Origin of the sequence: Paenibacillus glycanilyticus NBRC 16618, from assembly GCF_004000805.1 — a bacterium.
GTDB lineage: Bacteria > Bacillota > Bacilli > Paenibacillales > Paenibacillaceae > Pristimantibacillus > Pristimantibacillus glycanilyticus.
Map to the genome: position 1 here is coordinate 1 of NZ_BILY01000044.1, position 21,056 is coordinate 21,056.

General features: G+C 52.4%; 21 protein-coding genes and 1 pseudogene. All 22 read right to left on the minus strand.

Annotation, left to right across the window (positions count from 1 at the left end; all coding sequences use genetic code 11):
• Positions 1-295: pseudogene (locus PGL01S_RS30975) on the minus strand (NADH-quinone oxidoreductase subunit C); the annotation flags it as partial.
• Complete coding sequence (locus tag PGL01S_RS26105; RefSeq protein ID WP_127497877.1) at positions 292-810, minus strand: NuoB/complex I 20 kDa subunit family protein; 519 nt, start codon at positions 808-810, stop codon at positions 292-294. The pseudogene PGL01S_RS30975 and the gene PGL01S_RS26105, both read right to left, overlap by 4 nt.
• The gene (locus PGL01S_RS26110; RefSeq protein WP_127497879.1) at positions 795-1,205 is read right to left on the minus strand and encodes an NADH-quinone oxidoreductase subunit A; all 411 of its coding nucleotides are present in this window, start codon (positions 1,203-1,205) and stop codon (positions 795-797) included. The genes PGL01S_RS26105 and PGL01S_RS26110 overlap by 16 nt, the downstream gene beginning before the upstream one ends.
• 550 nt (positions 1,206-1,755) lie before the next feature.
• Complete coding sequence (locus PGL01S_RS26115) at positions 1,756-3,978, minus strand: methyl-accepting chemotaxis protein (RefSeq protein WP_127497881.1); 2,223 nt, start codon at positions 3,976-3,978, stop codon at positions 1,756-1,758.
• A 206-nt stretch (positions 3,979-4,184) separates the two neighbouring features.
• Positions 4,185-6,236, minus strand: a complete 2,052-nt coding sequence (gene fhuB, locus PGL01S_RS26120; protein ID WP_127497883.1) for a Fe(3+)-hydroxamate ABC transporter permease FhuB — start codon at positions 6,234-6,236, stop codon at positions 4,185-4,187.
• Positions 6,236-7,276, minus strand: coding sequence for an ABC transporter substrate-binding protein (locus PGL01S_RS26125; RefSeq protein WP_127497885.1), 1,041 nt, complete (start codon positions 7,274-7,276; stop codon positions 6,236-6,238). The genes fhuB and PGL01S_RS26125 overlap by 1 nt, the downstream gene beginning before the upstream one ends.
• A gap of 174 nt (positions 7,277-7,450) precedes the next feature.
• Positions 7,451-8,239, minus strand: a complete 789-nt coding sequence (locus PGL01S_RS26130; RefSeq protein ID WP_127497887.1) for a tyrosine-protein phosphatase — start codon at positions 8,237-8,239, stop codon at positions 7,451-7,453.
• Positions 8,240-8,409: 170 nt separating this feature from the next.
• Positions 8,410-8,808 (minus strand): F0F1 ATP synthase subunit epsilon, encoded by a 399-nt coding sequence (locus PGL01S_RS26135; RefSeq protein ID WP_127497889.1) that lies wholly within the window; start codon positions 8,806-8,808, stop codon positions 8,410-8,412.
• Positions 8,809-8,832: 24 nt separating this feature from the next.
• Positions 8,833-10,236 carry a F0F1 ATP synthase subunit beta gene (gene atpD / locus PGL01S_RS26140; RefSeq protein ID WP_127497891.1) on the minus strand — a complete coding sequence of 468 codons (1,404 nt, stop codon included), beginning with the start codon at positions 10,234-10,236 and terminating at the stop codon, positions 8,833-8,835.
• Positions 10,237-10,275: 39 nt separating this feature from the next.
• Positions 10,276-11,136 (minus strand): ATP synthase F1 subunit gamma, encoded by an 861-nt coding sequence (atpG, locus tag PGL01S_RS26145; protein WP_127497894.1) that lies wholly within the window; start codon positions 11,134-11,136, stop codon positions 10,276-10,278.
• Positions 11,137-11,431: 295 nt separating this feature from the next.
• Complete coding sequence (gene atpA / locus PGL01S_RS26150; protein WP_127497896.1) at positions 11,432-12,946, minus strand: F0F1 ATP synthase subunit alpha; 1,515 nt, start codon at positions 12,944-12,946, stop codon at positions 11,432-11,434.
• Between the two features lie 24 nt (positions 12,947-12,970).
• Complete coding sequence (locus PGL01S_RS26155) at positions 12,971-13,510, minus strand: F0F1 ATP synthase subunit delta (protein WP_127497898.1); 540 nt, start codon at positions 13,508-13,510, stop codon at positions 12,971-12,973.
• Positions 13,507-13,989, minus strand: coding sequence for a F0F1 ATP synthase subunit B (gene atpF, locus PGL01S_RS26160; protein ID WP_015847363.1), 483 nt, complete (start codon positions 13,987-13,989; stop codon positions 13,507-13,509). Before atpF ends, PGL01S_RS26155 begins: the two co-directional genes overlap by 4 nt.
• A gap of 127 nt (positions 13,990-14,116) precedes the next feature.
• Complete coding sequence (atpE, locus tag PGL01S_RS26165) at positions 14,117-14,341, minus strand: F0F1 ATP synthase subunit C (protein WP_015847364.1); 225 nt, start codon at positions 14,339-14,341, stop codon at positions 14,117-14,119.
• Between the two features lie 74 nt (positions 14,342-14,415).
• Positions 14,416-15,180, minus strand: coding sequence for a F0F1 ATP synthase subunit A (gene atpB / locus PGL01S_RS26170; RefSeq protein ID WP_127497900.1), 765 nt, complete (start codon positions 15,178-15,180; stop codon positions 14,416-14,418).
• On the minus strand, positions 15,180-15,590 hold the full coding sequence (locus PGL01S_RS26175; RefSeq protein ID WP_127497902.1) for an ATP synthase subunit I: 411 nt from the start codon (positions 15,588-15,590) through the stop codon (positions 15,180-15,182). Before PGL01S_RS26175 ends, atpB begins: the two co-directional genes overlap by 1 nt.
• Positions 15,590-15,865, minus strand: coding sequence for an AtpZ/AtpI family protein (locus PGL01S_RS26180; protein ID WP_127497904.1), 276 nt, complete (start codon positions 15,863-15,865; stop codon positions 15,590-15,592). The genes PGL01S_RS26175 and PGL01S_RS26180 overlap by 1 nt, the downstream gene beginning before the upstream one ends.
• 188 nt (positions 15,866-16,053) lie before the next feature.
• Positions 16,054-17,202, minus strand: a complete 1,149-nt coding sequence (wecB, locus tag PGL01S_RS26185) for a non-hydrolyzing UDP-N-acetylglucosamine 2-epimerase (protein ID WP_127497906.1) — start codon at positions 17,200-17,202, stop codon at positions 16,054-16,056.
• A gap of 136 nt (positions 17,203-17,338) precedes the next feature.
• Positions 17,339-17,968 (minus strand): uracil phosphoribosyltransferase, encoded by a 630-nt coding sequence (gene upp, locus PGL01S_RS26190; RefSeq protein ID WP_127497908.1) that lies wholly within the window; start codon positions 17,966-17,968, stop codon positions 17,339-17,341.
• Between the two features lie 170 nt (positions 17,969-18,138).
• The gene (locus tag PGL01S_RS26195; RefSeq protein WP_127497911.1) at positions 18,139-19,101 is read right to left on the minus strand and encodes an ABC transporter ATP-binding protein; all 963 of its coding nucleotides are present in this window, start codon (positions 19,099-19,101) and stop codon (positions 18,139-18,141) included.
• The gene (locus PGL01S_RS26200) at positions 19,098-20,105 is read right to left on the minus strand and encodes an ABC transporter ATP-binding protein (RefSeq protein ID WP_127497913.1); all 1,008 of its coding nucleotides are present in this window, start codon (positions 20,103-20,105) and stop codon (positions 19,098-19,100) included. Before PGL01S_RS26200 ends, PGL01S_RS26195 begins: the two co-directional genes overlap by 4 nt.
• A gap of 11 nt (positions 20,106-20,116) precedes the next feature.
• Entirely contained in the window at positions 20,117-21,055 is a 939-nt protein-coding gene (locus tag PGL01S_RS26205) for an ABC transporter permease (RefSeq protein ID WP_127497915.1), read from the minus strand.
• Position 21,056: the final 1 nt, after the last annotated feature.

Below are 21,056 nucleotides of genomic sequence, written 5' to 3' on the forward strand. Positions count from 1 at the left end.
CCTTCGCCGCCGCTCTCGCCGCGCGTGCTTCCGCCGCCGCCTTCAGCTTCGCCTCCTGCTCCGCATCCACCGCGCCCTCCGGCGCTGCTCCGTCCGCGTTCGCGGCCTCCTTCGCCGCCGCCGCCTTCAGCTTCGCTTCCCGCTCCGCATCCACCGCGGTCGCTGGGGCCTCTGCCGGAGATTGCGGTAATTCCGCGGCAGCCTTCGCTTCCTCTTCAGCTTTTATCTCTTCTGTCTTTATCTCTTCAGCTTTTATCTCTTCCGGCCTTTGCCCTTCGTCCTTCTCCTCGCTCATCGGTCCGTCACCCGCTTCCCGGTTTTCGCTTCGTAACGGATTTTTTCTTGCAGCTTGTTAATGCCGTAGATCAGCGCCGCCGGATTAGGCGGACAGCCCGGTATGTAAACATCGACGGGGACGATCTGGTCTACGCCTTTCATCACCGCATAAGACTTGATATACGGTCCGCCGGCCGTCGCGCAGGAGCCCATTGCAATCACCCATTTGGGCTCGGGCATCTGGTCATACAGGCGGCGCAGCAGCGGGCCCATTTTCTTCGTCACGGTACCGGCGACAATCATCACGTCCGACTGGCGCGGCGAGGTACGGAACATCACCCCGAACCGGTCAAGATCGTAATGGGAAGCGCCGGTTCCCATCATTTCAATCGCGCAGCAGGCTAGACCAAAGGTCAGCGGCCAGAGCGAGTTGCTCCTCGCCCAGGCTTTAAGCTGCTCCAGCGTTCCCATAAATACGTTGCGTTCCAGCTCCTTGCGTTCCTCCAGCGATATCGACTCTAAACTGAATTCCATTTCAGCACCTTCTTTTTCCAGGCATATAGAAGTCCGATAAACAGCATTGCCGCAAAAATGAACATCTCAACCAGCACAAAAAGGCCGAGCTTATTATATGCGACGGCCCAAGGGTATAAGAAAACGGTTTCCACATCAAAGATGACAAACATTAACGCAAAGATGTAATACCGGATGTTGAAGCGCACTTGCCCTTCGCCGACCGGCTCATTGCCGCTCTCGTAGGTTGCTTGCTTCGGATCATTCGGCTTATGCGGTCTGAGCAGTCTACCGACGGTCAGCGCCGCTGCCGGGAGCAAGATCCCGAGAAAAATAAAAATAGCCACGACGACATACTGGTTGACGTAATTGTCCACACCATCGCCTCCGTCAAAGCGGACCAGCCGCTTGGTCATTTTTCCTCACAATTATAACAAAAGCTTCCACAGCCGTCTATGAAAGAGTTGTTCGATTCCGCTTCCCCGAAGAGCCGGACAAGCCCGTAACGGCGCGGCTTCCCGGGAACCGCGTGTCACCCGCCGGACGCCCGGTCAGCACGATACCCGCCTGTCACACTATTAGCCTATGCTCGCCACCCCTTGCGATATCCCAAAGTTAAACAAATCCACTCGCTCATCCTAGAACGGCTATTGGCATAGCGACTCTCTTAACGATATCCCGTATCGTTAAGACTCCAACTAGCACCCGTTCTACCAATCTTAACGATCTCCCACATCGTTAAGCAGCCCAGAATTCGCACGACATTGCTACTTTTACCGCTTCACGCTTCTCTTAACGATATCCCGTATCGTTAAGACTCCCACCAGCACCCGTTCTACCAATCTTAACGATGTCCCACATCGTTAAGCAGCCCAACTCGCACTGCTTGGCGGAATCACTCCCCCTCAACGCAATAAAAAAGGCAGGAAGGACGCCATCCACCATGCGTCCTTCCTGCTCCTACACTTATCTCGACCGCGACTCCGTCAGCTTGAACTGTCCCACCAGCTGCTGCAGGAACTTCGTGATCGACTCTACGCTCTCCGAGGTTTGGCGTACACTGTCCATCTCTCCGATCAGTTCCTGGACTTTGCCCTCCACGTCGGAGGATACCTTGCGGTTCTCCATGCTGACGAGGGCAATCCGTTCCATCAGGTTCACTACCTCGTCTACGACCTGCGATTTCCGGCTGTCCTCGCTTTGCGCCGTCTGCAGCGTGCTCGCCGCGGCCGCAACCAGCTGCGTGCCTTCCTCGACGACCTTTGTCCCTTCGTCCATCGACGCGTAAGCCTGCTTCGCTTCATCATAGATTTGGTGCGTAATCTGATGCACTTCCTCCGTGGAACGGCGGGTCATATCGGCCAGCTTGCGGATTTCCGATGCCACAACGGCAAAGCCGCGCCCCTGCTCGCCTACGCGTGCCGCCTCGATGGAGGCGTTTAATGCAAGCAGATTCGTTTGCGCCGAGATCTCCTCGATAACCTGCAGAACGCCGCGAATCTCTTCAACCGTATGCATAAACCGGCGGATCGTATCATTCGTATCGCCGACTTTCGTGGAGATATGCTGCATTTTATCCCCGATCCGGTCCACTTCCGATTGCGCCACGGCAATCTGCTCGGCAGCCTGCAGCTCCAAGAGTCGCAGCGTATCCCTCATCTCGTCGGCGGAATGCTTCGCCATATCGATATCCTTCAACTGATTGCGGATGCTGCCGATCATATCGCCAACCTTGCGACTGACCCGCTCCGTCGACTTCGCGGTAACGGCCGCCGACTCATTCATGACATTTTGACTGGATAATACGTCCGATGCGGCCAGCTTCACCTTCAGCATGATCCCCTCGAGCGAATCAATCATGTTGTTAATCCACTTGGCAAGCTCTCTCGTCTCATCGTTGTCGAACTTGGAAGGCTCAAGACGCTGCGTCAAATCCCCTTTACCCTCCGCGTTAATACGGATGAACCGGTTGATTCGCCGCAAATTGCGGACAACCCGGCGGGATTCCTTCCGCTGCACGGCACCGGCGACAAATTGCCCGAATACCAAAGTCCATACGCCTGCAGCTGCCGCAGTTACCCATACCGGAGCTGCCGAGGCAAGAACCGCTACCAGCACCGCTACCAGCACGGCCTGAATGAGCGTCTGCAACAGCTGAAGCTTGCTGAAGCGCCAGCGGATGCTGCGAATCCGGTACACCTCTTCCAGGTCGCCTTCGCACATCATCCCCCATACATCCGGGCAATGCGGCATCTGAAGCGTTACGCCCTTCCCGATAACCGGGATATGGCGGTAATCCGAATAACCGGGGAATTCCACAAACAGGTTGCTGCCGTTATCAATCGTGTTGCGGACGCCGGGATGAAGCTGGCCCGTAGCCGGATCGGTGAAAATAATCTCCAGCTCCGTATGCTCCTTGATCGAGACCATTCCCCAGTCCGTCGTAACTCCATCCTTCAAATTCTCGCCAAACGTAAACGTCCGGTCCTCGAAGCGGCTTCGCGACAATGCGGTTCCAAGCGCGATATGCTGATTCAGGTGCGGTTTTGCCATAAAAATATAGTTGTCGCCCGAGTCCGGATAGACGTGGCCGGATTCCCGCTGGATCAGATCCCCCAGCACATCGTTCGGAACCCGACCGCATAACGTCCCTGCATATTCTCCATTCACAGTAAGGGGAAAGATGAAGAGCAGGGTCATTTTATCGTGAAAAGAAGAGGATCTTGCTCCAAGGCTTAACGTAACCGGATCGCCGTAAGGTCCATACAAGCACGGCCGCGGCTTGCCGCCGGCTCTAGCGTAGTTAAGACCCGGTTCAATCACGCTCCCGCTGCCGTAAAGCGTCCCTCTATGTTTCTCGTAGGTGGAGATGAGAACCTGTCCTTCCCGGTCAAGCAGGAACAGCTCCGTCCAGTCATTCCCTCTGGCATATGTACGTTCGAGCAGACGGGAAACGGCCAGCTTTTGTTCTTCCTGATGCAACGATTTGCCATCTATGGATACCGCCGCTACCTGCTCCGCCAGCCGCTCGATGTACCCCCAATATTCATGCGCCCAAGAAGTAAGCAGCTCTTTGCGCGTTTCCGCAATGCCTTCAAAGATCTGTTCAACGTCTTTCTTCATCCCATGATTCAAACGCCATGAGACCCAAAGCGGCAGTCCTTTTTTTGTACCCAGCCAGTCGAACATGTGCATCCCCCATATCCTGGTCATCTAGTATTTATGTCATATATACTAACATATGAATTGATAAATTTTGATAGATATGTAAGGTATTTTTCGCCATTTTGTATAATTTTTTAAACTTTTTTGTTACATAAGCACTAAATGCGTCGAAAAAAGGCCGTCCTTAGACTCATATCGCGAGCTTAGGACAGCCTTCCTTCCATAACCTTCTATTTTTTGCCAGAACGATACATCAGATACATAAAATACGGCGCTCCGATAACCGCCGCTACCAGTCCGGACGGCAGCTCTTTGGGAGCAAGCAGCGACCGTCCCACCGTGTCGGCGAGGACCAGCAGCAAAGCCCCGAGCAAAGCCGTTAAAGGAACAAGCTTGCGGTATTTCGGTCCAACCAGCATGCGCGTCATATGAGGGGCGATGAGTCCGATAAAACCAATCGAGCCTACCGTCGCAACGGCTGCCGCGGCCATGGCAACGCCAACCCCGCCAATGACGAGCCGTGTACGGTCAACGCGAAGGCCCAGATTCGTGACGGTCGCATCCGAGAATTGAAGAACATCCACTTTGCGTGCCAGGTACCAAGCAACCGGCAGCAGGATAATCGGCCAGAACACGAGCTGCCAGAAATCATCCCAGTTGCGCGCGTAAGTCGTTCCGGATAACCATACAAGCGCAGATGCCAGCGTCAGCTTCATGCGGATAACGAGCACCTGAACGATTGCGCTGGCCATCGATGAGACGGCAAGACCAATCAGGGCGACGACCGAAGGATTAAAGGAGCTTTTTCGCCCGAGCAGGAACACGATTACCGCAGCGCCTACCGCACCGATAAAAGCACCCGCAGGCAGCCATTGCACCGATACCTGCGTAAATACGGCGAGCATCAGCATAGCCCCAACGCTAGCCCCGCCTGTTACGCCGATAATGGACGGATCCGCCAGCGGGTTCCGGACAACTCCTTGCAGCAGCAAGCCGCTTACGGCAAGCGTGGCGCCGGCAAGCGCGGCCACCAGCGTACGGGGGATCCTCATCTCGACAATACGCTGCGTACTGTCCGCCCCGTGGCCGAACAAAGCGTTAACGACATCCGCTACCGGAATGCGCAAGCTTCCGAATGCAAGACTGACAATAAGACTTGCAACGAGCAGCAGCGAGAATATCGCCACCCACCAGCCAAACGGTACTTTCGTAGCCGAACGTCCAGGCGAAGTCCCTGTCTGCGGCGCCCCTTCCTTGCGGGCCTTTACCGTACGCAGGACAAGCCAAGCAAGCCATGGGCCTCCGATAAGCGCCGTTACGGCACCGGCAGGCAAAGGTCCAAGCGAATATTTGAAATGTATCGCGATGGCATCCGAGCCAATAACGATAATAGCTCCCCATAGGAAAGACAGCGGAAGCAGCACAGCATGCCGCTTAGCTCCTAACATCCGCATGAGATGCGGCGCTATCAGGCCCACGAAGCCGATTGGACCAACGACGCTGACGGCAGCTGCCGCGAGCAATACGGCGATGCCAAGACCCGTAAGGCGGATCCGTCCGACCTTTTGCCCCAGCGAGGTAACCGTATCCTCATCGAGCTCCATTAGATCCCATTTGCCCGCGAGCAGAAAAGCAAGCAGAAAGCAGCCGATAATCCAAGGCCATGCGTGCTGAACGCCGCCCCAATCATTTTGCACAAGCGAGCCGGAGCCCCACATGAACAACCCTTGCGTCTTTTGTTCATGAAATAATTGAAGCACGCCTGTAAAAGCAGCCGCGGTCATTGTAACGATCATCCCGGACAAAGCAAGCCGCACAGGAGACGCCTTTGTACCTCCCGCCATGACAAAAGCCGCCGCGGCAGCAGCAATTGCACCGATGAACGTAAGCAGCAGGGGGAAGCCCATTGCAAGCCCCGGGAACATAATCGTTCCTACCGTCAGGGCGAGAAAAGCCCCCGCGTTAATGCCCAGCGTGCCGGCGGACGCGAGCGGATTGCGGGTCACATTTTGAAATAACGCGCCGGCCACGGCCAACGCCCCGCCTGTCAGAATGCCGATCACCATGCGGGGCAGCCGGACTGTCCACAATATTTGATGCTCCAATACGGGAGTCGATTCAAAAATAGCCCGCCATACGGTCTTCACCGGTATAGCGGCTTCCCCAAGTGTCAGGTGATAAGAAGCTAAAGCAAGGAGCAGCAGAAGACCCGCCGCTGATAACAGCAGCGGGCTCCAGATGCCCTTACTTGTTTCCTTTGTAATTTGCAGGTTCGTATTCATTAGCCGAGCGCTTCAAGCGTGCGTTCTACAAGAAGCTTTGCAGACAATGGACCGCCAAACGGCCAGATGCCTTTCATGTCGTACACGCGATTTTCTTTTGCAAAGTTCAGGTTCTTGTATACTTCATTCTTGGGAAGCAGCTCGCTAAAGACGGTATCCGTCGCGCTTGTCGTGTACAATACGCTTGCATCCGGCGTTTTGGTCAGACCTTCGATATCCGTTTCCGAATAGCCGTATTGCTGGAACGTGCTGTCCTGATGCGCATTCTTCAAACCGATCTTCGCGAGAATCGCCATAGCCATCGAGTTGTCTGTGAACAGACGGAAGGTTGCTACGCCTTCATTGGTCCAAGCTTGCGTGAATACAACCTCTTGCCCCTCTTTGCCTGCGCTAGCCAGCTTCGCTTTGGACTCATCGTAGTAGCTATGCAGATCGGCCAGTACTTTCTCGCCTTCCGCTTTTTTGCCCAAAGCATCCGCAATGGCCGAGAAGGTTTGTTCCATTTCGCTGTATTGGTCAAGTCCGCCCTCTTCCGGATACGGGTTAAAAATAAGCGTAGGCGCAATAGCCGACAATTGATCGTAAATCGCTTCGTGGCGGAAGTTTACGCCGATAATCAAGTCCGGCTCAAGGCTGGTGATCGTCTCGATGCTTGGCTCTTGGCGCGTGCCTACATCAACAACCGTTGCATCCAGCTTTGGATCAATAGCTCCGTACCACTCCCCGTAGCCCTTCACATCCGCTACGCCGGCAGGCTGTACGCCAAGCGCGATCAGATCCTCCGCATAGGTCCACTCCAGAACAACGACCTTCTTAGGCGTTCCGGTAATTTTCGTTTCGCCAAGCGCATGCTTGACGGTGCGTTCCGCCGTCTCGTTAGCTGTTGTATTTGTGCTTGCATTTGCATTCGCGTTTGAGCTTGCTTGCTCGGACTCTTGCTTGTTATTCCCTGCATTGCCTGCGTTGTTGCCGCCTCCGCATGCAGCGAGGAATACCATCATTGCCACAAGAATGAGACCTGTCCATTTCATTTGTTTCATTGCTAGACCCCCATAAAATGATTATCATTCTCAATAATTACTTTCTCAATGATAAGGATTATCATTATCTAAGTCAATAGAAATGAACCATCTTTTGGACAGAAAAAATAACCTGTCACCACATGATCATAAATTGTTCATGTCTGACAGGTCATTTATTTATCGCTAAATCTTTTATTTGCCGAACAAGGATTTAATCTTGCCCCAGCCTCCCGATTTCGCGGCCTGCTGCACAAGATTCGGTTGATCGGATAACTCTCTGGCATTCCAGATCGCCTGCGCATTACGTTCGAAATACCTTCTCCATACCGGCCCCAGCTCGGATTCGATCCGTTCATAGGCCTCCTTCATCTTGAAGCTCCGCCACTCCAGATGATGAGCATCGGAAGATACCAAATGAATAAGACCACGCCTGCAGAGCGTCCAAGCCGATTTCTCAATCCCTCTTCCGAAGCCTCCCAGCAAGGAATGAGTCGTTACCTGCGCATAAGCGCCAAGCTCTACCAGCTCAGCCAGACGGTCCGGATTCTGAACCACCTCCGCATTCCGCTCCGGATGGGCTATGACGGCACGGACGCCTAGCAGGCGCAGTTCGTATACGACCTGCTCCATCGATTTGGGAATCTGCGAGGAGGGCATTTCTATGAGTACATAAGGAGATTCGCCCATCGTCAGCAGCTTTCCGCTTTGCCAGTTGGACAAAAACTCGGAATGGATCCGTATCTCCTGCCCCGACTGAATCTTCAGGGGGATAGCGAGCTCGCTTAATCTACTGTTCAATTCGGCAACCAGCTCTATTACCGTTTCTTTGTCATTGCTATATTTGCCGTCGTAATGATGGGGAGTCGCTATAATCCCCGTAATTCCTTCAGCAGCCGCTGCACGGGCCATCTGAATCGAGTGCTCCCAATCCGCCGCACCATCATCGATGCCAGGCAAAATATGTGTATGTATATCAATCATGCCAGTGCCCCCTGCTCTACCGTTCATCTTATTTCCTCCATTGTGAGAGATTCTTATATTGAAGTCAATGAGACGCAAGTCGGCATTATGACAAAATCGCGATAAAACAATTGTCGAAATGAAAAAGCCGTTCAAATCTCTTTAGATGAGATTTGAACGGCTTTAAGTTCTTAACGTTCTGTAACGTTGATCCGGTTCGTTGCACGCTGCAGAGCAAGCTCTGCGCGCTTGAAGTCGACTTCGTCGCGCTTAGCAGCCAGGCGCTCTTCAGCGCGCTGTTTGGCAGCTTGTGCACGGTTAACGTCGATTTCGGAAGCCAGCTCAGCGCTTTCGGCCAGGATGACCACCTTGTCCTTACGGACTTCGATGAAACCTCCGCCTACAGCAAGAACATCAACTTTACCGTCGCGCTTAATGCTGACCGGCGCAATACGCAGCGGCGTTACCAGCGGAATGTGGTTCGGCAAAATGCCGAGCTCGCCCGCGATCCCTTTAACGCTGACCATATTAGCCGTCTCCGCATAAACCTTGCGCTCCGGAGTTACGATTTCAACCAGAAAAGTACTCATGTGGATTCCTCCCGCCTTTCGCTATTACAGCGTTTTGGCTTTCTCCACGGCCTCTTCAATCACACCTACATACCGGAAAGCTTCTTCCGGAAGGTCGTCATGTTTGCCCTCGAGAATTTCTTTGAAGCTGCGAACGGATTCTTTAACAGGTACGTATTTACCTTTGATACCTGTGAACGGCTCGGCAACGTGGAACGGTTGGGACAGGAACAATTGAATGCGGCGCGCGCGCGATACAGTCAGCTTGTCTTCCTCAGTCAACTCGTCCATACCAAGGATTGCGATGATATCTTGAAGCTCTTTATAGCGCTGAAGAATTTTCTTAACGCCTTGAGCTACGTTGTAATGCTCTTCGCCCAGAATGTCCGGGTTCAGGATACGGGACGACGAAGCAAGTGGATCTACCGCTGGGAAGATACCCATCTCGGAGATTTTACGCTCAAGGTTAGTTGTAGCGTCCAAGTGAGCAAACGTCGTTGCAGGAGCCGGGTCAGTATAGTCATCGGCAGGTACGTAGATCGCTTGGATCGAAGTAACCGAACCTTTTTTCGTCGATGTGATACGCTCTTGCAATTGACCCATTTCAGTTGCCAGCGTTGGCTGGTAACCTACCGCGGAAGGCATACGGCCGAGAAGGGCCGAAACCTCGGAACCTGCTTGCGTGAAGCGGAAGATGTTGTCGACGAACAGAAGTACGTCTTTGCCTTCAGCGTCACGGAAGTATTCAGCCATTGTCAGACCCGTCAGGGCTACACGTTGACGTGCGCCTGGCGGTTCGTTCATTTGTCCGAATACCATCGCTGTTTTTGGAAGTACGCCGGAATCTTTCATCTCGTGGTAAAGGTCATTACCTTCACGAGTACGCTCGCCTACGCCGGCGAATACGGAGATACCGCCATGCTCTTGCGCGATGTTGTTGATAAGTTCCTGGATTGTTACCGTTTTACCTACGCCCGCGCCGCCGAACAGACCGATTTTACCGCCTTTTGCGTACGGAGCAAGCAAGTCGATAACTTTGATGCCTGTTTCGAGAATTTCCGATTGCGTGGACAATTCGTCGAATGCAGGAGCTTGACGGTGAATCGGAAGGTTAATTTCCGAAGTTGCGTCGCCAGCTTGGTCGATTGGCTCGCCCAGTACGTTAAATACGCGGCCGAGTGTTGGCGCACCAACTGGAATTGTGATTGGCGCGCCTGTGTCTACAGCTTCCATGCCGCGGACCAGACCGTCAGTTGTGCTCATCGCAACAGCACGAACCAGGTTATCACCCAGGTGAACTGCTACTTCAAGCGTCAGATTAATATCGATGCCGCCTGCTGGGGCTTTTTGAACGATTTTGACGGCGTTCAAAATTTCCGGCAGGTTACCGCGTTCGAACTCCAAGTCAACGACTGGACCCATGACGGATACAACGCGTCCTTTTTTCATGGTTTTCCCTCCTGGTACTTTCTTTTACTTCTATATGCCTTATGCCTGCGCGTTCGCACCGGCAACGATCTCAGAGATCTCTTGCGTAATCGCCGCTTGACGAGCCCGGTTGTAGGTCAGCGTCAATTGGTTGATCATTTTGTTAGCATTCTTCGTCGCACTGCCCATGGCTGTCATGCGAGCGCCCTGCTCACTGGCTTTCCCGTCAAGCACCGCGCTGTAAATAAGCGTCTCCGCGTATTTAGGCAGCAGTACCTCCAGAACACCTTCCGGGGACGGCTCGTACTCGTACGAAGTTACCGGACCGTTGCCGCTTACTTCCTGCAGCGGAAGCAAACGAGTTTCTGTCGGGATCTGAGTAATTGCGTTTACGAATTGGTTGTAGCAGATGTACAACTCATCGTATTTGCCCTCAGAGAACATTTTGACTGCGTTATAAGCGATCGATTTGATGTCCGCGAACGTTGGCGAATCGGAAAGACCGATAACCTCGTCGATGATCGGCATATTGCGGCGGCGGAAGTAATCCCGGCCTTTACGCCCGATTACGAACAATACGTACTCATCATTCGATTTGTGCTTCTCGCGAATCGTTTGCGTTACTTTACGAAGGACGTTCGCATTGTAGCCGCCTGCCAGACCACGGTCGGAGGTGATAACGAGGTAACCCGTTTTTTGCACCGGACGCGTCTCGAGCATCGGGTGTTTCACGCCTTTCGTGCCTGCTGCGATGCTTGCTACTACTTCCTTCAGCTTATCCGAATAAGGACGGGCTTTCGTCGATGCCTCTTGCGCTCTTCTGAGCTTGGAAGCCGCAACCATCTCCATCGCTTTCGTGATTTGCTTCATGTTTTGTTTACTTTTGATTTCGCGCTTAATATCGCGCATGCCTTTTGCCATTGCATTGTCACCCGCCTTTGTTGCTTTGCAGATGCAGTGGGGAGAGGGCAAGCTGTAGTTTGTATTCCAGGAGTCTGCATTTCACCTTGTCCGCCATTGAACCTGTATCCTTTGAACAGTCCACCTCGCGGTGAGGATACAGGTTCAAAAGCGGCACGTAAACTCTGCGGCTTATGCAGCCCCTTCCATACAAACGGCTTGCCATACCTCAATGCATAAACAAAGCCTGGTGTTAAGCGCCTGCGCCCGTACGAAGACGGGCGCGAGACATTTATTTAGAGGCTTTTATAGGCGATTAAGCCGTTACAGAAAAGCCTTTTTTGAACTTCGCAATCGCGTCAACAAGAGCTTTCTCGTTGTCGGCAACGAGGTCTTTCGTTGTACGGATGGACTCGCCGATTTCCGGATGGTTGGAATCCAGGAATGCCAGGAATTCTTTCTCGAAGCGGAGAATGTCCGCAACCGGAATTTCGTCCAGGTGGCCTTTAACCGCGGAGTAGATCGAGATAACTTGCTTCTCAACCGGCATCGGCTGGTTAACGCCTTGCTTCAGGATTTCCATCGTACGAGCACCGCGGTTCAGACGGGCGAGTGTCGATTTATCGAGATCGGAGCCGAACTGCGAGAACGCTTGAAGCTCGCGGTAAGCCGCAAGGTCCAGACGGAGTGTGCCGGCAACCTTTTTCATTGCTTTGATTTGAGCGGAACCGCCTACGCGGGATACGGAGATACCTACGTTAACCGCCGGACGTTGGCCGGAGTAGAACAGGTCGGATTCCAGGAAGATTTGTCCGTCCGTGATCGAGATTACGTTCGTAGGAATGTAAGCCGATACGTCGGACGCTTGAGTCTCGATGAACGGAAGTGCCGTCAGCGAGCCGCCGCCAAGTGCGTCGCTAAGTTTAGCAGCGCGCTCGAGCAAACGGGAGTGCAGGTAGAATACGTCGCCTGGGTAAGCTTCCCGACCTGGCGGACGGCGGAGCAACAGGGACAATTCGCGGTATGCAGCCGCTTGTTTCGACAAGTCATCGTAGATAACGAGAACGTGCTCGCCTTTATACATGAAGTACTCACCCATCGAGCAGCCTGCATAAGGAGCCAGGAAGAGCAATGGAGCCGGTTCGGATGCGCCAGCTGTTACGATAATCGTGTAATCAAGAGCACCGTGTTTGCGAAGGGTTTCAACAACGCCCGCAACAGTGGATTGTTTTTGACCTACGGCAACGTAGATACATTTCACGCCGTTGCCTTTTTGGTTGATGATTGCGTCGATCGCAATCGCCGTTTTACCTGTTTGACGGTCACCGATGATCAGCTCGCGTTGACCGCGGCCAACCGGTACCATCGCGTCGATTGCTTTAATGCCCGTTTGCATTGGCTCATGTACCGATTTACGGTCGATTACGCCAGGAGCCGGGGATTCAATCGCACGGAATTGAGTTGTGTTGATTGGGCCTTTGCCGTCAAGCGGCTGACCCAACGGGTTAACAACGCGGCCCAGAAGCTCTTCGCCTACCGGAACTTCCATGATGCGGCCCGTACGTTTTACTTGGTCGCCTTCACGGATATCCGTGTAAGGACCGAGGATAACGACACCGACGTTGCTTTCTTCCAAGTTGAGCGCCATGCCTACAACGCCGTTGGAGAATTCGAGCAGTTCGCCCTGCATCGCATTTTCCAAACCGTGCACGCGGGCAATACCGTCACCGACATTGATTACGGTGCCGACGTCAACGACTTGAATTTCGGATTTATATTGTTCGATCTGTTGTTTAATCAGCGTGCTGATTTCATCAGGTCTGATACTCAATTCGTTCACCCCTATCTACCTGCATTAGATTTTAAACGATTTTTGTAAACGTTCCAGCTTGCCGGACAGGCTGCCGTCATACAGACGGTCGCCGATGCGTACTTGCACGCCGCCGAGCAAATCCGGTTTAACGATTTGTTCTGCAACAATTTTCTTGCCGCTGAGCTTGCCGAAGCTAACTTCTACCTCAGCCAGTTCCGAAGCCGACAAGCTATGGGCCGTATACACAACCGCATGCGCTTGGCCAAGCGCTTCGCCGGCGATCTTTGTATACGCATCGTATACATCCGAGATCAGCTCTTGGCGCCCGCGAACAAGAATAAGTTCAAGCGTATGAAGGACAAGCGCGGATACATGATCGCCGAATGCGCCTTTCAGCACAGCGATTTTTTTCTCCGGCTCGATGCTAGGAAGCTCCAGGAATTTGCGCGCTTCGGCATCATTTTTCAGACCTTGAACAATCAGCTTAAGCTGATCTTCCGTTTCCGACACGATGCCTTGCTCGTTAGCAAGCTCAAACAGTGCTTTAGCGTAGCGCTTCGCTACGACAGTATCCCGGCTCATTTGCTTCCAACTTCTTTCAGGTATTGGTTAACCAATTGCTCCTGGGATTTCTCGTCCACTTGCTTCTCGATAATTTTCGACGCGATTTTGACGGAAATACCGCCAACCTCTTCGCGAAGTGCAGCAACCGCTTTGTTTTTCTCGCTCTCGATATCTTTAACCGCTTCGTCCTTCAGACGAGTGGATTCGGATTTCGCAACTTGAATAATGTCATCGGCTTGTTTCGTGCTTGTAGCCTTAGCTTGCTCAATAATGTCATAAGCTTCTTTACGAGCTTCCTGAAGTGCTTGTTTTTGTTGCTCCAGCTGCTGTTCAGCTTCTTTCTTGCTTGTTTCCGCATTAGCGATTTGCTCTGCAACATACTGTCTGCGTTGTTCCATTACGCTCAGCAATGGGCCAAATGCGTAGCGTTTCAGCAAGTACAGAAGGATCAGGAACGCAACTAGCTGGATGACAAGACTCGACCATACGATATGCAAAAAACGTCACTCCCTTCTATAGCTTAAAACAATTTCATTCGGAATTGCCGCCCCGCTGTGCGGGGCTGAACAAAAAGGAAGGCGTGGAGGCAAAGCCACACTCCCCGCCATGTTTATGCTTGCGATATTAGGATTTACCCAAGAAGATGAACGCGAGTACCAGTGTGATAACTGGAAGTGCTTCGACGAGTGCGACACCGATAAACATTGTTGTTTGAAGAGTACCGCGAAGTTCTGGTTGACGGGAAATACCCTCAACTGTGCGACCTACGATCAGACCGTTACCAATACCTGCGCCAAGTGCGCCCAAACCGAATACAATTGCTGCTGCAACTAATGCCAATGCTCCCATTAGAAAAATCCTCCTCAATTTTCGTGAAAATAGTTTTTTATATTTACCGCCGGTATTCCGCCGGTTTGAAGCCTTTAATGCTGCTCGCCATGCTCTTCATGCACAATCGCTTGCGACATGTAAACCATCGTAAGCATACAGAATACGAATGCTTGTATTGCACCTACGAATACGCTGAAACCTTGCCACACGACAAGCGCCGGGATACCCCAAACACCCATTCCGAGGATTACGGCAATCATGACCTCGCCCGCGAAGATGTTACCGTATAGACGCAAAGCAAGCGACAACGGCTTCGATACTTCTTTGATCAGGGACAGAGGCAGGAAGAGCCAATGCGGTTCAACATAGTGTTTCAGGTAATGCTTCGTGTTGAGACGAAGACCCTCGATATGCGTCAGCAGGATAACGATCAGCGTCAGAGCGCCTGTTACTGCAACGTCGGCAGTCGGTGATTTCCACCAAGCGATATGCGCTTCTTCTTCCCCGCCCAAATCAAGGTTCATACCGAAGATTGACGCACCGTGATGCACTTCAGTAACGATACCCAGCGGCAGACCAAGCATGTCGCCGACAAAAATATACATAATCAGGGTGAGACCGAGGATAAGATATGGACGGCCTTTCTTGAGGTCCATAGACGTACCGATAATGTTCTGCACGAATTCGATAACCCACTCCAGGAAGTTCTGAAGCTTCGTCGGATTCGTAACCGAAATGTTTCTCACTGAGAGCTTCGCAAGTACAAAGACAATGATGCTAGTGATCAAAATCATCGCGATTACGGCCAAATCAAATTCGATTCCAGCTACATGAACGATAGGAGAAATATGATCCATTAGTTATTTTCACCCCTTTCATCGGTAGGATTCGACGCCATCAGCTTTCTTCTGGACAAAAATCCCAGTATGAGTGTTGCCAATTGTGCGACAAATAATCCGGCAACAGTCGCTGAAAGCTGAAACGTGTATGTTTGTGTCGCAATCACAACTGCCAACAACGCGACGCACGCCCGGGTGAAAAAGCCGATATTCATCCTTTTCGTACCTTGCGCGGCGGCATTCGCTCCGATCTTCGTAACCTTCCAGCCAAGTATTCTTGCGTTTACTAGACTGGCTGCTCCCCCGATCATCAGACCGCCCCACCAGCTCTCGTACTCGGGCAGCACTGCCCAAGCGATGCAGCATAGGGACATGAATAAGAAAGTAACTCTTGTAACGGCTTTCAAGTGGGCCGACAAATCGTCCATTATTTCGCTTTGCCTCCCGCAAACGTCCTAATCAGGAATATAACCGTAATGATGCCTATTGCAAGGCCCGCTACCAGTCCGATGATGGAATAGTATTCGGTACCGTTTGCAAGATCGGCTTTATGACCGAGCCAGTAGCCAAGCCCCAGACATGCGGCTAGATCGGCCCCAATAGTGCCGACCAATCCCATTGCTCTCCAAGGGTCGTCTCCGAAACTGCCATGATCCGACTTATTCTGATTATCTTTGGACGGTTGTTCTTTGGATGGATCCATGCGGAATCACTCCAAAACTCTCATTTATTTTATCGAAGCTGTTAAACTTTTGTCAATTCATTTAAATTCAAACATTTAGTGAACAGCGGCCCGAAAATCCTTATAAATAAAGGATTTTCCGAGCTTCAAACCGTACAGTACCACTGTATGCTGTACATTGCTTATCTAGCAGCTGTCCGCTTCAAAAACTATGAACGTTGTGTGAACGGTTCTGGCCGCTCGCTAGTTCTTCCAAAATGATGCAAAATCGCCTGAACAATACGCGCGGAAGCTTGTCCGTCGCCGTAAGGATTGGCAGATTTGCTCATTTTTTCGTACAAGGCCGCGTCGTTCAGAAGAGCGCGCGCACGGTTGTATACCGTGTCTTCATCCGTTCCGACCAGTTCAAGCGTCCCGGCTTCGATTCCTTCCGGACGTTCCGTTGTGTCCCGCAGCACCAGAGTAGGCACGCCGAACGACGGCGCTTCTTCCTGCAGGCCGCCGGAATCGGTCATAATCATATACGCATGAGGATAGAAATTATGGAATTCGAAAACATCAAGCGGTTCGATTAATTGAATACGCGGATGATTGCCAAGAATTTCGTTAGCCGGCTCTCTTACCGCCGGGTTTGGGTGAACGGCATAAACGATTGCCACGTCTTCATGCTCGTCTGCAATCCGTTTAACCGCGCGGAAAATGTTGCGGTGCGGCTCGCCAAGCGCTTCGCGGCGGTGCGCCGTCATCAGAATCATGCGCTTGCCCTTCGCCCACTCGATGACCGGATGGGAGAACGACGGGTCAACCGTATATTGGAAGACATCCGTTGCGGTATTGCCCGTTACGTAAATCGACGCTTCCGACTTGTTCTCCTTGCGCAGGTTGCCAGCAGACCATTCCGTAGGGGCGAAATGCACATCCGACAGAACGCCCGCCAGCTGGCGGTTCATTTCTTCCGGATACGGGGACAGCTTGTTCCACGTACGAAGACCGGCTTCGACGTGGCCGACCTGAATTTGCTTCAGGAAGGACGCATAGCTCGCGAGGAACGTCGTCTGCGTATCGCCATGCACAAGCACGATATCCGGCTTCGCTTCCGCGAGAATAGGGTCCAGGCCCTCCAGAACGCGTACGGTTGTCTCGGTCAACGTCTGGCGGTCCTTCATGACATTCAGGTCGTAGTTCGGCTGAATCTCGAAGAAATCAAGCACCTGGTCGAGCATTTGGCGGTGCTGCGCCGTAACGCAGACGATCGATTCGATCTGATCGGCATGCTTGTTCAATTCCAGTACAAGCGGAGCCATCTTTACGGCTTCCGGACGGGTACCAAAAATCGTCATTACTTTCAGTTTAGACAAAACGACTCACTCCTAAAATGAATGGTGACTTAAAGAGCTCAATTAGAGCGATTTGCGACATTCATTCTTCGTAAGCATACGCTTTAAATGAATGGTGACTTAAAGAGCTCAATTAGAGCGATTTGCGACATTCTTATTAATTCGTACCGAACAGACGGTCGCCGGCATCGCCGAGACCCGGCACGATGTAGCCCTTCTCGTTCAAAGCATCGTCGAGGGCGGCAAGGTAAATATCGATTTCAGGATGCGCATCCTGTACCGCCTTGACTCCTTCAGGAGCAGCGATCAGGCACATCAGCTTGATCTGGTCGCAGCCGCGCTTCTTCAGCGAGTTGATCGCCGCAATCGCCGAACCGCCCGTAGCCAGCATCGGATCGATAACGATCAGCTGACGGTTAGCCGCATCCGTAGGCAGGTTAATGTAGTATTCGGTTGGCTGGAGTGTTTCGTGGTCGCGGACAAGTCCGATATGACCAACTTTTGCGGCCGGAATCAGCTTAAGCATCCCTTCAACCATACCAAGTCCCGCACGCAGAATCGGGATAAGCCCCAGCATGCGTCCGGACACCACTTTCGCTTCCGTCGTTGCGACAGGCGTCTCCACCGTAATGGTATCAAGAGGTACGTCTCTTGTAATTTCGTAAGCCATCAGAGTGGCTACCTCGTCCACCAGTTCACGAAAGTCCTTCGTATTGGTATCTTTGTTTCTAATAAAGGTCAGCTTATGCTGAATCAATGGATGGTCGCATATAACCACTTTGCTCATGGAGCGTAATTCCTCCTGTGTGAATAAGTTATCCCTATAGTCTTGGACACAATCCCGTTTATTATATCATTCCGCCCCCTGCGATGCATCCAGAGTTTTATGGCTATATAACGACGGTTTGTCTACAAAAAAGGACGAAACAGATGTAATCTCTGCTTCGTCCTGTAAAATTATACCGATGCGTAGTGACAAGAAGCAAAATGCCCCTTTTTCACTTCGACAAGCTTAGGTTCAACGGTTTTGCATTTATCCGTCGCCATCGGGCAGCGAGTATGGAACTGGCAGCCTGCAGGCGGATTAATCGGGCTCGGCAGATCGCCGGCGAGTACGATACGCTCGCGGGTAGCTTCAATTTCCGGATCCGGAATCGGATTGGCGGACAGAAGAGCACGCGTGTACGGATGCGCAGGGCTGCTATACAGCTCGCTGCTTTCCGCAAGCTCAACGATTTTGCCGAGATACATAACCGCAACGCGGTCGCTGATATGCTTAACCATCGACAGATCATGGGCAATAAACAGATAAGTCAGGCCCATTTTCCGCTGCAAATCCTGCATTAGGTTCACGACCTGAGCCTGGATCGACACGTCGAGCGCGGAGATCGGCTCGTCCGCGATAATAAACTTCGGATCAACCGCAAGAGCGCGGGCGATACCGATCCGCTGGCGTTGGCCGCCGGAGAACTCGTGCGGATAACGGGTAGCATGGTCAGGATTCAGACCAACCAGATCCAGCAGATCCTCAACCTTGCGCTTGCGCTCGGCGCGGCTTCCCGCCAGCCCGTGGATATCAAGCGCTTCGCCGATAACGTCGGTAATGGTCATCCGCGGATTCAGCGACGCATAAGGATCCTGGAAGATCATCTGCATATCGCGGCGCATTTGCTTCAGCTTGGCGCCTTTCATCTTGTAGATGTCCTCGCCGTTAAACGTAACGTTGCCGCTCGTAGGCTCGTACAAACGCAGAATCGTACGGCCGGCCGTGGACTTGCCGCAGCCGGATTCGCCAACGACGCCAACGGTCTCGCCTTTGGCAATGGAGAAGTCGATCTCGTTGACCGCCTTCAGAATATTCCCTCCGCCCAAGTTAAAGAACTTGCGCAGATTGCTAACTTTTACTAACGGCTCGCTCATACGGACACCTCCCGTTTCGCAGGCTTCGCGTAAGGATGCGCCATCCAGCATGCCGATTTATGCGATTCATTGCCGTCAACCGGCAGAAGCTCCGGATCATTGTCGACGCAGACGCGCATCGCTTCGTCGCAGCGCGCGCAGAAGCTGCAGCCTACCGGCGGCTTGATGAGATCCGGCGGAGTACCGAAGATCGGAATCAGCGGCTCGTCTTTTTTCTGGTCCAGACGAGGCACGGAACGAAGCAGGCCTTTAGTATAAGGATGCTTCGGATTTTTGAAAATCTCCCACTTGGTTCCGGTTTCTACCACTTTACCTGCATACATAACGATAACGCGGTCGCAAATATCCGCAACGACGCCAAGGTCATGCGTAATCAGGATAATGGAAGTCCCCATGCGCTCCTGAAGGTCCTTCATCACGCGCAGAATCTGCGCCTGGATCGTTACGTCGAGCGCCGTAGTCGGCTCATCGGCAATAAGAAGCGAAGGATTGCAAGCGAGCGCGATAGCGATCATCGCACGCTGGCGCATACCGCCGGAGAACTCGTGCGGGTATTGGTTAAACCGTGCCGCCGGGTTCGGAATGCCTACGAGACTCAGCATCTCTACCGCACGGGCGCGGGCAGCCGAAGAGCTCATGCCCTGGTGCTTAATCAGACCTTCCGTAATTTGACGGCCGATGGTCAGCGTCGGGTTAAGCGAGGTCATCGGATCCTGGAAGATCATGCCCATCTCTTTGCCGCGGATGCTTTCCATTTCTTTCGGCGTCTTGGACAAGATCTCTTGTCCCTTGAACATAATCGAACCGCTGGTCATCGCAGGCGGGCTTGGAATAAGGCGCATCAGCGTTTGCGCCGTTACGGACTTACCGCAGCCGGACTCACCAACGATCGCCACGGCTTCGCCTTTATTTATATGAAAGTTAACGCCTCGTACCGCTTGTACGGTACCGCCGCGAACTTTGAAATTAACACGAAGATCATTCACTTCGAGCAAACGTTCCATAGTTGCACCTCCTACTTTTTCATCTTCGGATCAAGTGCGTCACGCAGACCATCACCGAAAATATTAAAGCAAAGCATGGTCAAGCTGAGCAAAATTGCCGGGTACAGCATACGCCATGGATATACAGTCATCGCCTTGATGGCGTCATTAATCAAAGTACCGAGTGACGCGGCCGGCGATTGAACGCCAAGACCAAGGAAGCTGAGGAATGCTTCTGCGAAGATCGCATTCGGAACCGTCATCGTGATGGTAACGATAATCGGGCCCATCGCATTCGGGATAAGATGTTTGAACATGATTCGAACAGGGTTTGCACCGAGTGCACGCGCGGCAAGAACATACTCTTGATTTTTGAGCTGCATGATTTGACCGCGAACGATCCAGGCCATGTTGATCCAGCCCGTAATACTTAAAGCGACGATAATGGTGAACATGCTTGGTTCCATAACGACAATAAGCAGGATAACGACAAGCAAGCTCGGGATCGAATATAAAATTTCGCAAATACGGTTAAGAATTTCATCGACTTTGCCGCCGAAGTAACCCATGATACTGCCCATAATAACGCCAACGATCAAATCGACAATCGCTGCGTAAATACCTACCTGAAGCGAAATGCCCGCACCCATCCATGTTCTTGCGAACATATCGCGGCCAAGGCCGTCCGTACCGAACCAGTGATCGCCGGATGGCGCCTGGTTGGTTGCCTTCAGATCGTTTGTAGAGAAATCATTGCCCGTAAATTGATGAGCGATGGTCTGGCCGAAGATTGCCATCAGGACGATAAGGGCTAATATCCAAAGGCTGATCATCGCCATACGATTGGATTTCAGACGAAACCAGGCGTCTTTCCAAGCGGAAATGCTTTCACGGACAACCGTCTCCGGCTGCTTCTCGTCATGGCTCAGCTTTTCGAAATCGTTAGGCTGCAGCACAGCTTGTTCCTTCATC

Coding starts and splice junctions, on each gene's coding strand:
- PGL01S_RS26105 (WP_127497877.1), bottom strand. CDS start 810: ATGGAATTCAGTTTAGAGTCGATATCGCTGGAGGAACGCAAGGAGCTG.
- PGL01S_RS26110 (WP_127497879.1), bottom strand. CDS start 1,205: ATGACCAAGCGGCTGGTCCGCTTTGACGGAGGCGATGGTGTGGACAAT.
- PGL01S_RS26115 (WP_127497881.1), bottom strand. CDS start 3,978: ATGTTCGACTGGCTGGGTACAAAAAAAGGACTGCCGCTTTGGGTCTCA.
- fhuB (WP_127497883.1), bottom strand. CDS start 6,236: ATGAATACGAACCTGCAAATTACAAAGGAAACAAGTAAGGGCATCTGG.
- PGL01S_RS26125 (WP_127497885.1), bottom strand. CDS start 7,276: ATGAAACAAATGAAATGGACAGGTCTCATTCTTGTGGCAATGATGGTA.
- PGL01S_RS26130 (WP_127497887.1), bottom strand. CDS start 8,239: ATGATTGATATACATACACATATTTTGCCTGGCATCGATGATGGTGCG.
- PGL01S_RS26135 (WP_127497889.1), bottom strand. CDS start 8,808: ATGAGTACTTTTCTGGTTGAAATCGTAACTCCGGAGCGCAAGGTTTAT.
- atpD (WP_127497891.1), bottom strand. CDS start 10,236: ATGAAAAAAGGACGCGTTGTATCCGTCATGGGTCCAGTCGTTGACTTG.
- atpG (WP_127497894.1), bottom strand. CDS start 11,136: ATGGCAAAAGGCATGCGCGATATTAAGCGCGAAATCAAAAGTAAACAA.
- PGL01S_RS26155 (WP_127497898.1), bottom strand. CDS start 13,510: ATGAGCCGGGATACTGTCGTAGCGAAGCGCTACGCTAAAGCACTGTTT.
- atpE (WP_015847364.1), bottom strand. CDS start 14,341: ATGGGAGCATTGGCATTAGTTGCAGCAGCAATTGTATTCGGTTTGGGC.
- atpB (WP_127497900.1), bottom strand. CDS start 15,180: ATGGATCATATTTCTCCTATCGTTCATGTAGCTGGAATCGAATTTGAT.
- PGL01S_RS26175 (WP_127497902.1), bottom strand. CDS start 15,590: ATGGACGATTTGTCGGCCCACTTGAAAGCCGTTACAAGAGTTACTTTC.
- PGL01S_RS26180 (WP_127497904.1), bottom strand. CDS start 15,865: ATGGATCCATCCAAAGAACAACCGTCCAAAGATAATCAGAATAAGTCG.
- upp (WP_127497908.1), bottom strand. CDS start 17,968: ATGAGCAAAGTGGTTATATGCGACCATCCATTGATTCAGCATAAGCTG.
- PGL01S_RS26195 (WP_127497911.1), bottom strand. CDS start 19,101: ATGAGCGAGCCGTTAGTAAAAGTTAGCAATCTGCGCAAGTTCTTTAAC.
- PGL01S_RS26200 (WP_127497913.1), bottom strand. CDS start 20,105: ATGGAACGTTTGCTCGAAGTGAATGATCTTCGTGTTAATTTCAAAGTT.
- PGL01S_RS26205 (WP_127497915.1), bottom strand. CDS start 21,055: ATGAAGGAACAAGCTGTGCTGCAGCCTAACGATTTCGAAAAGCTGAGC.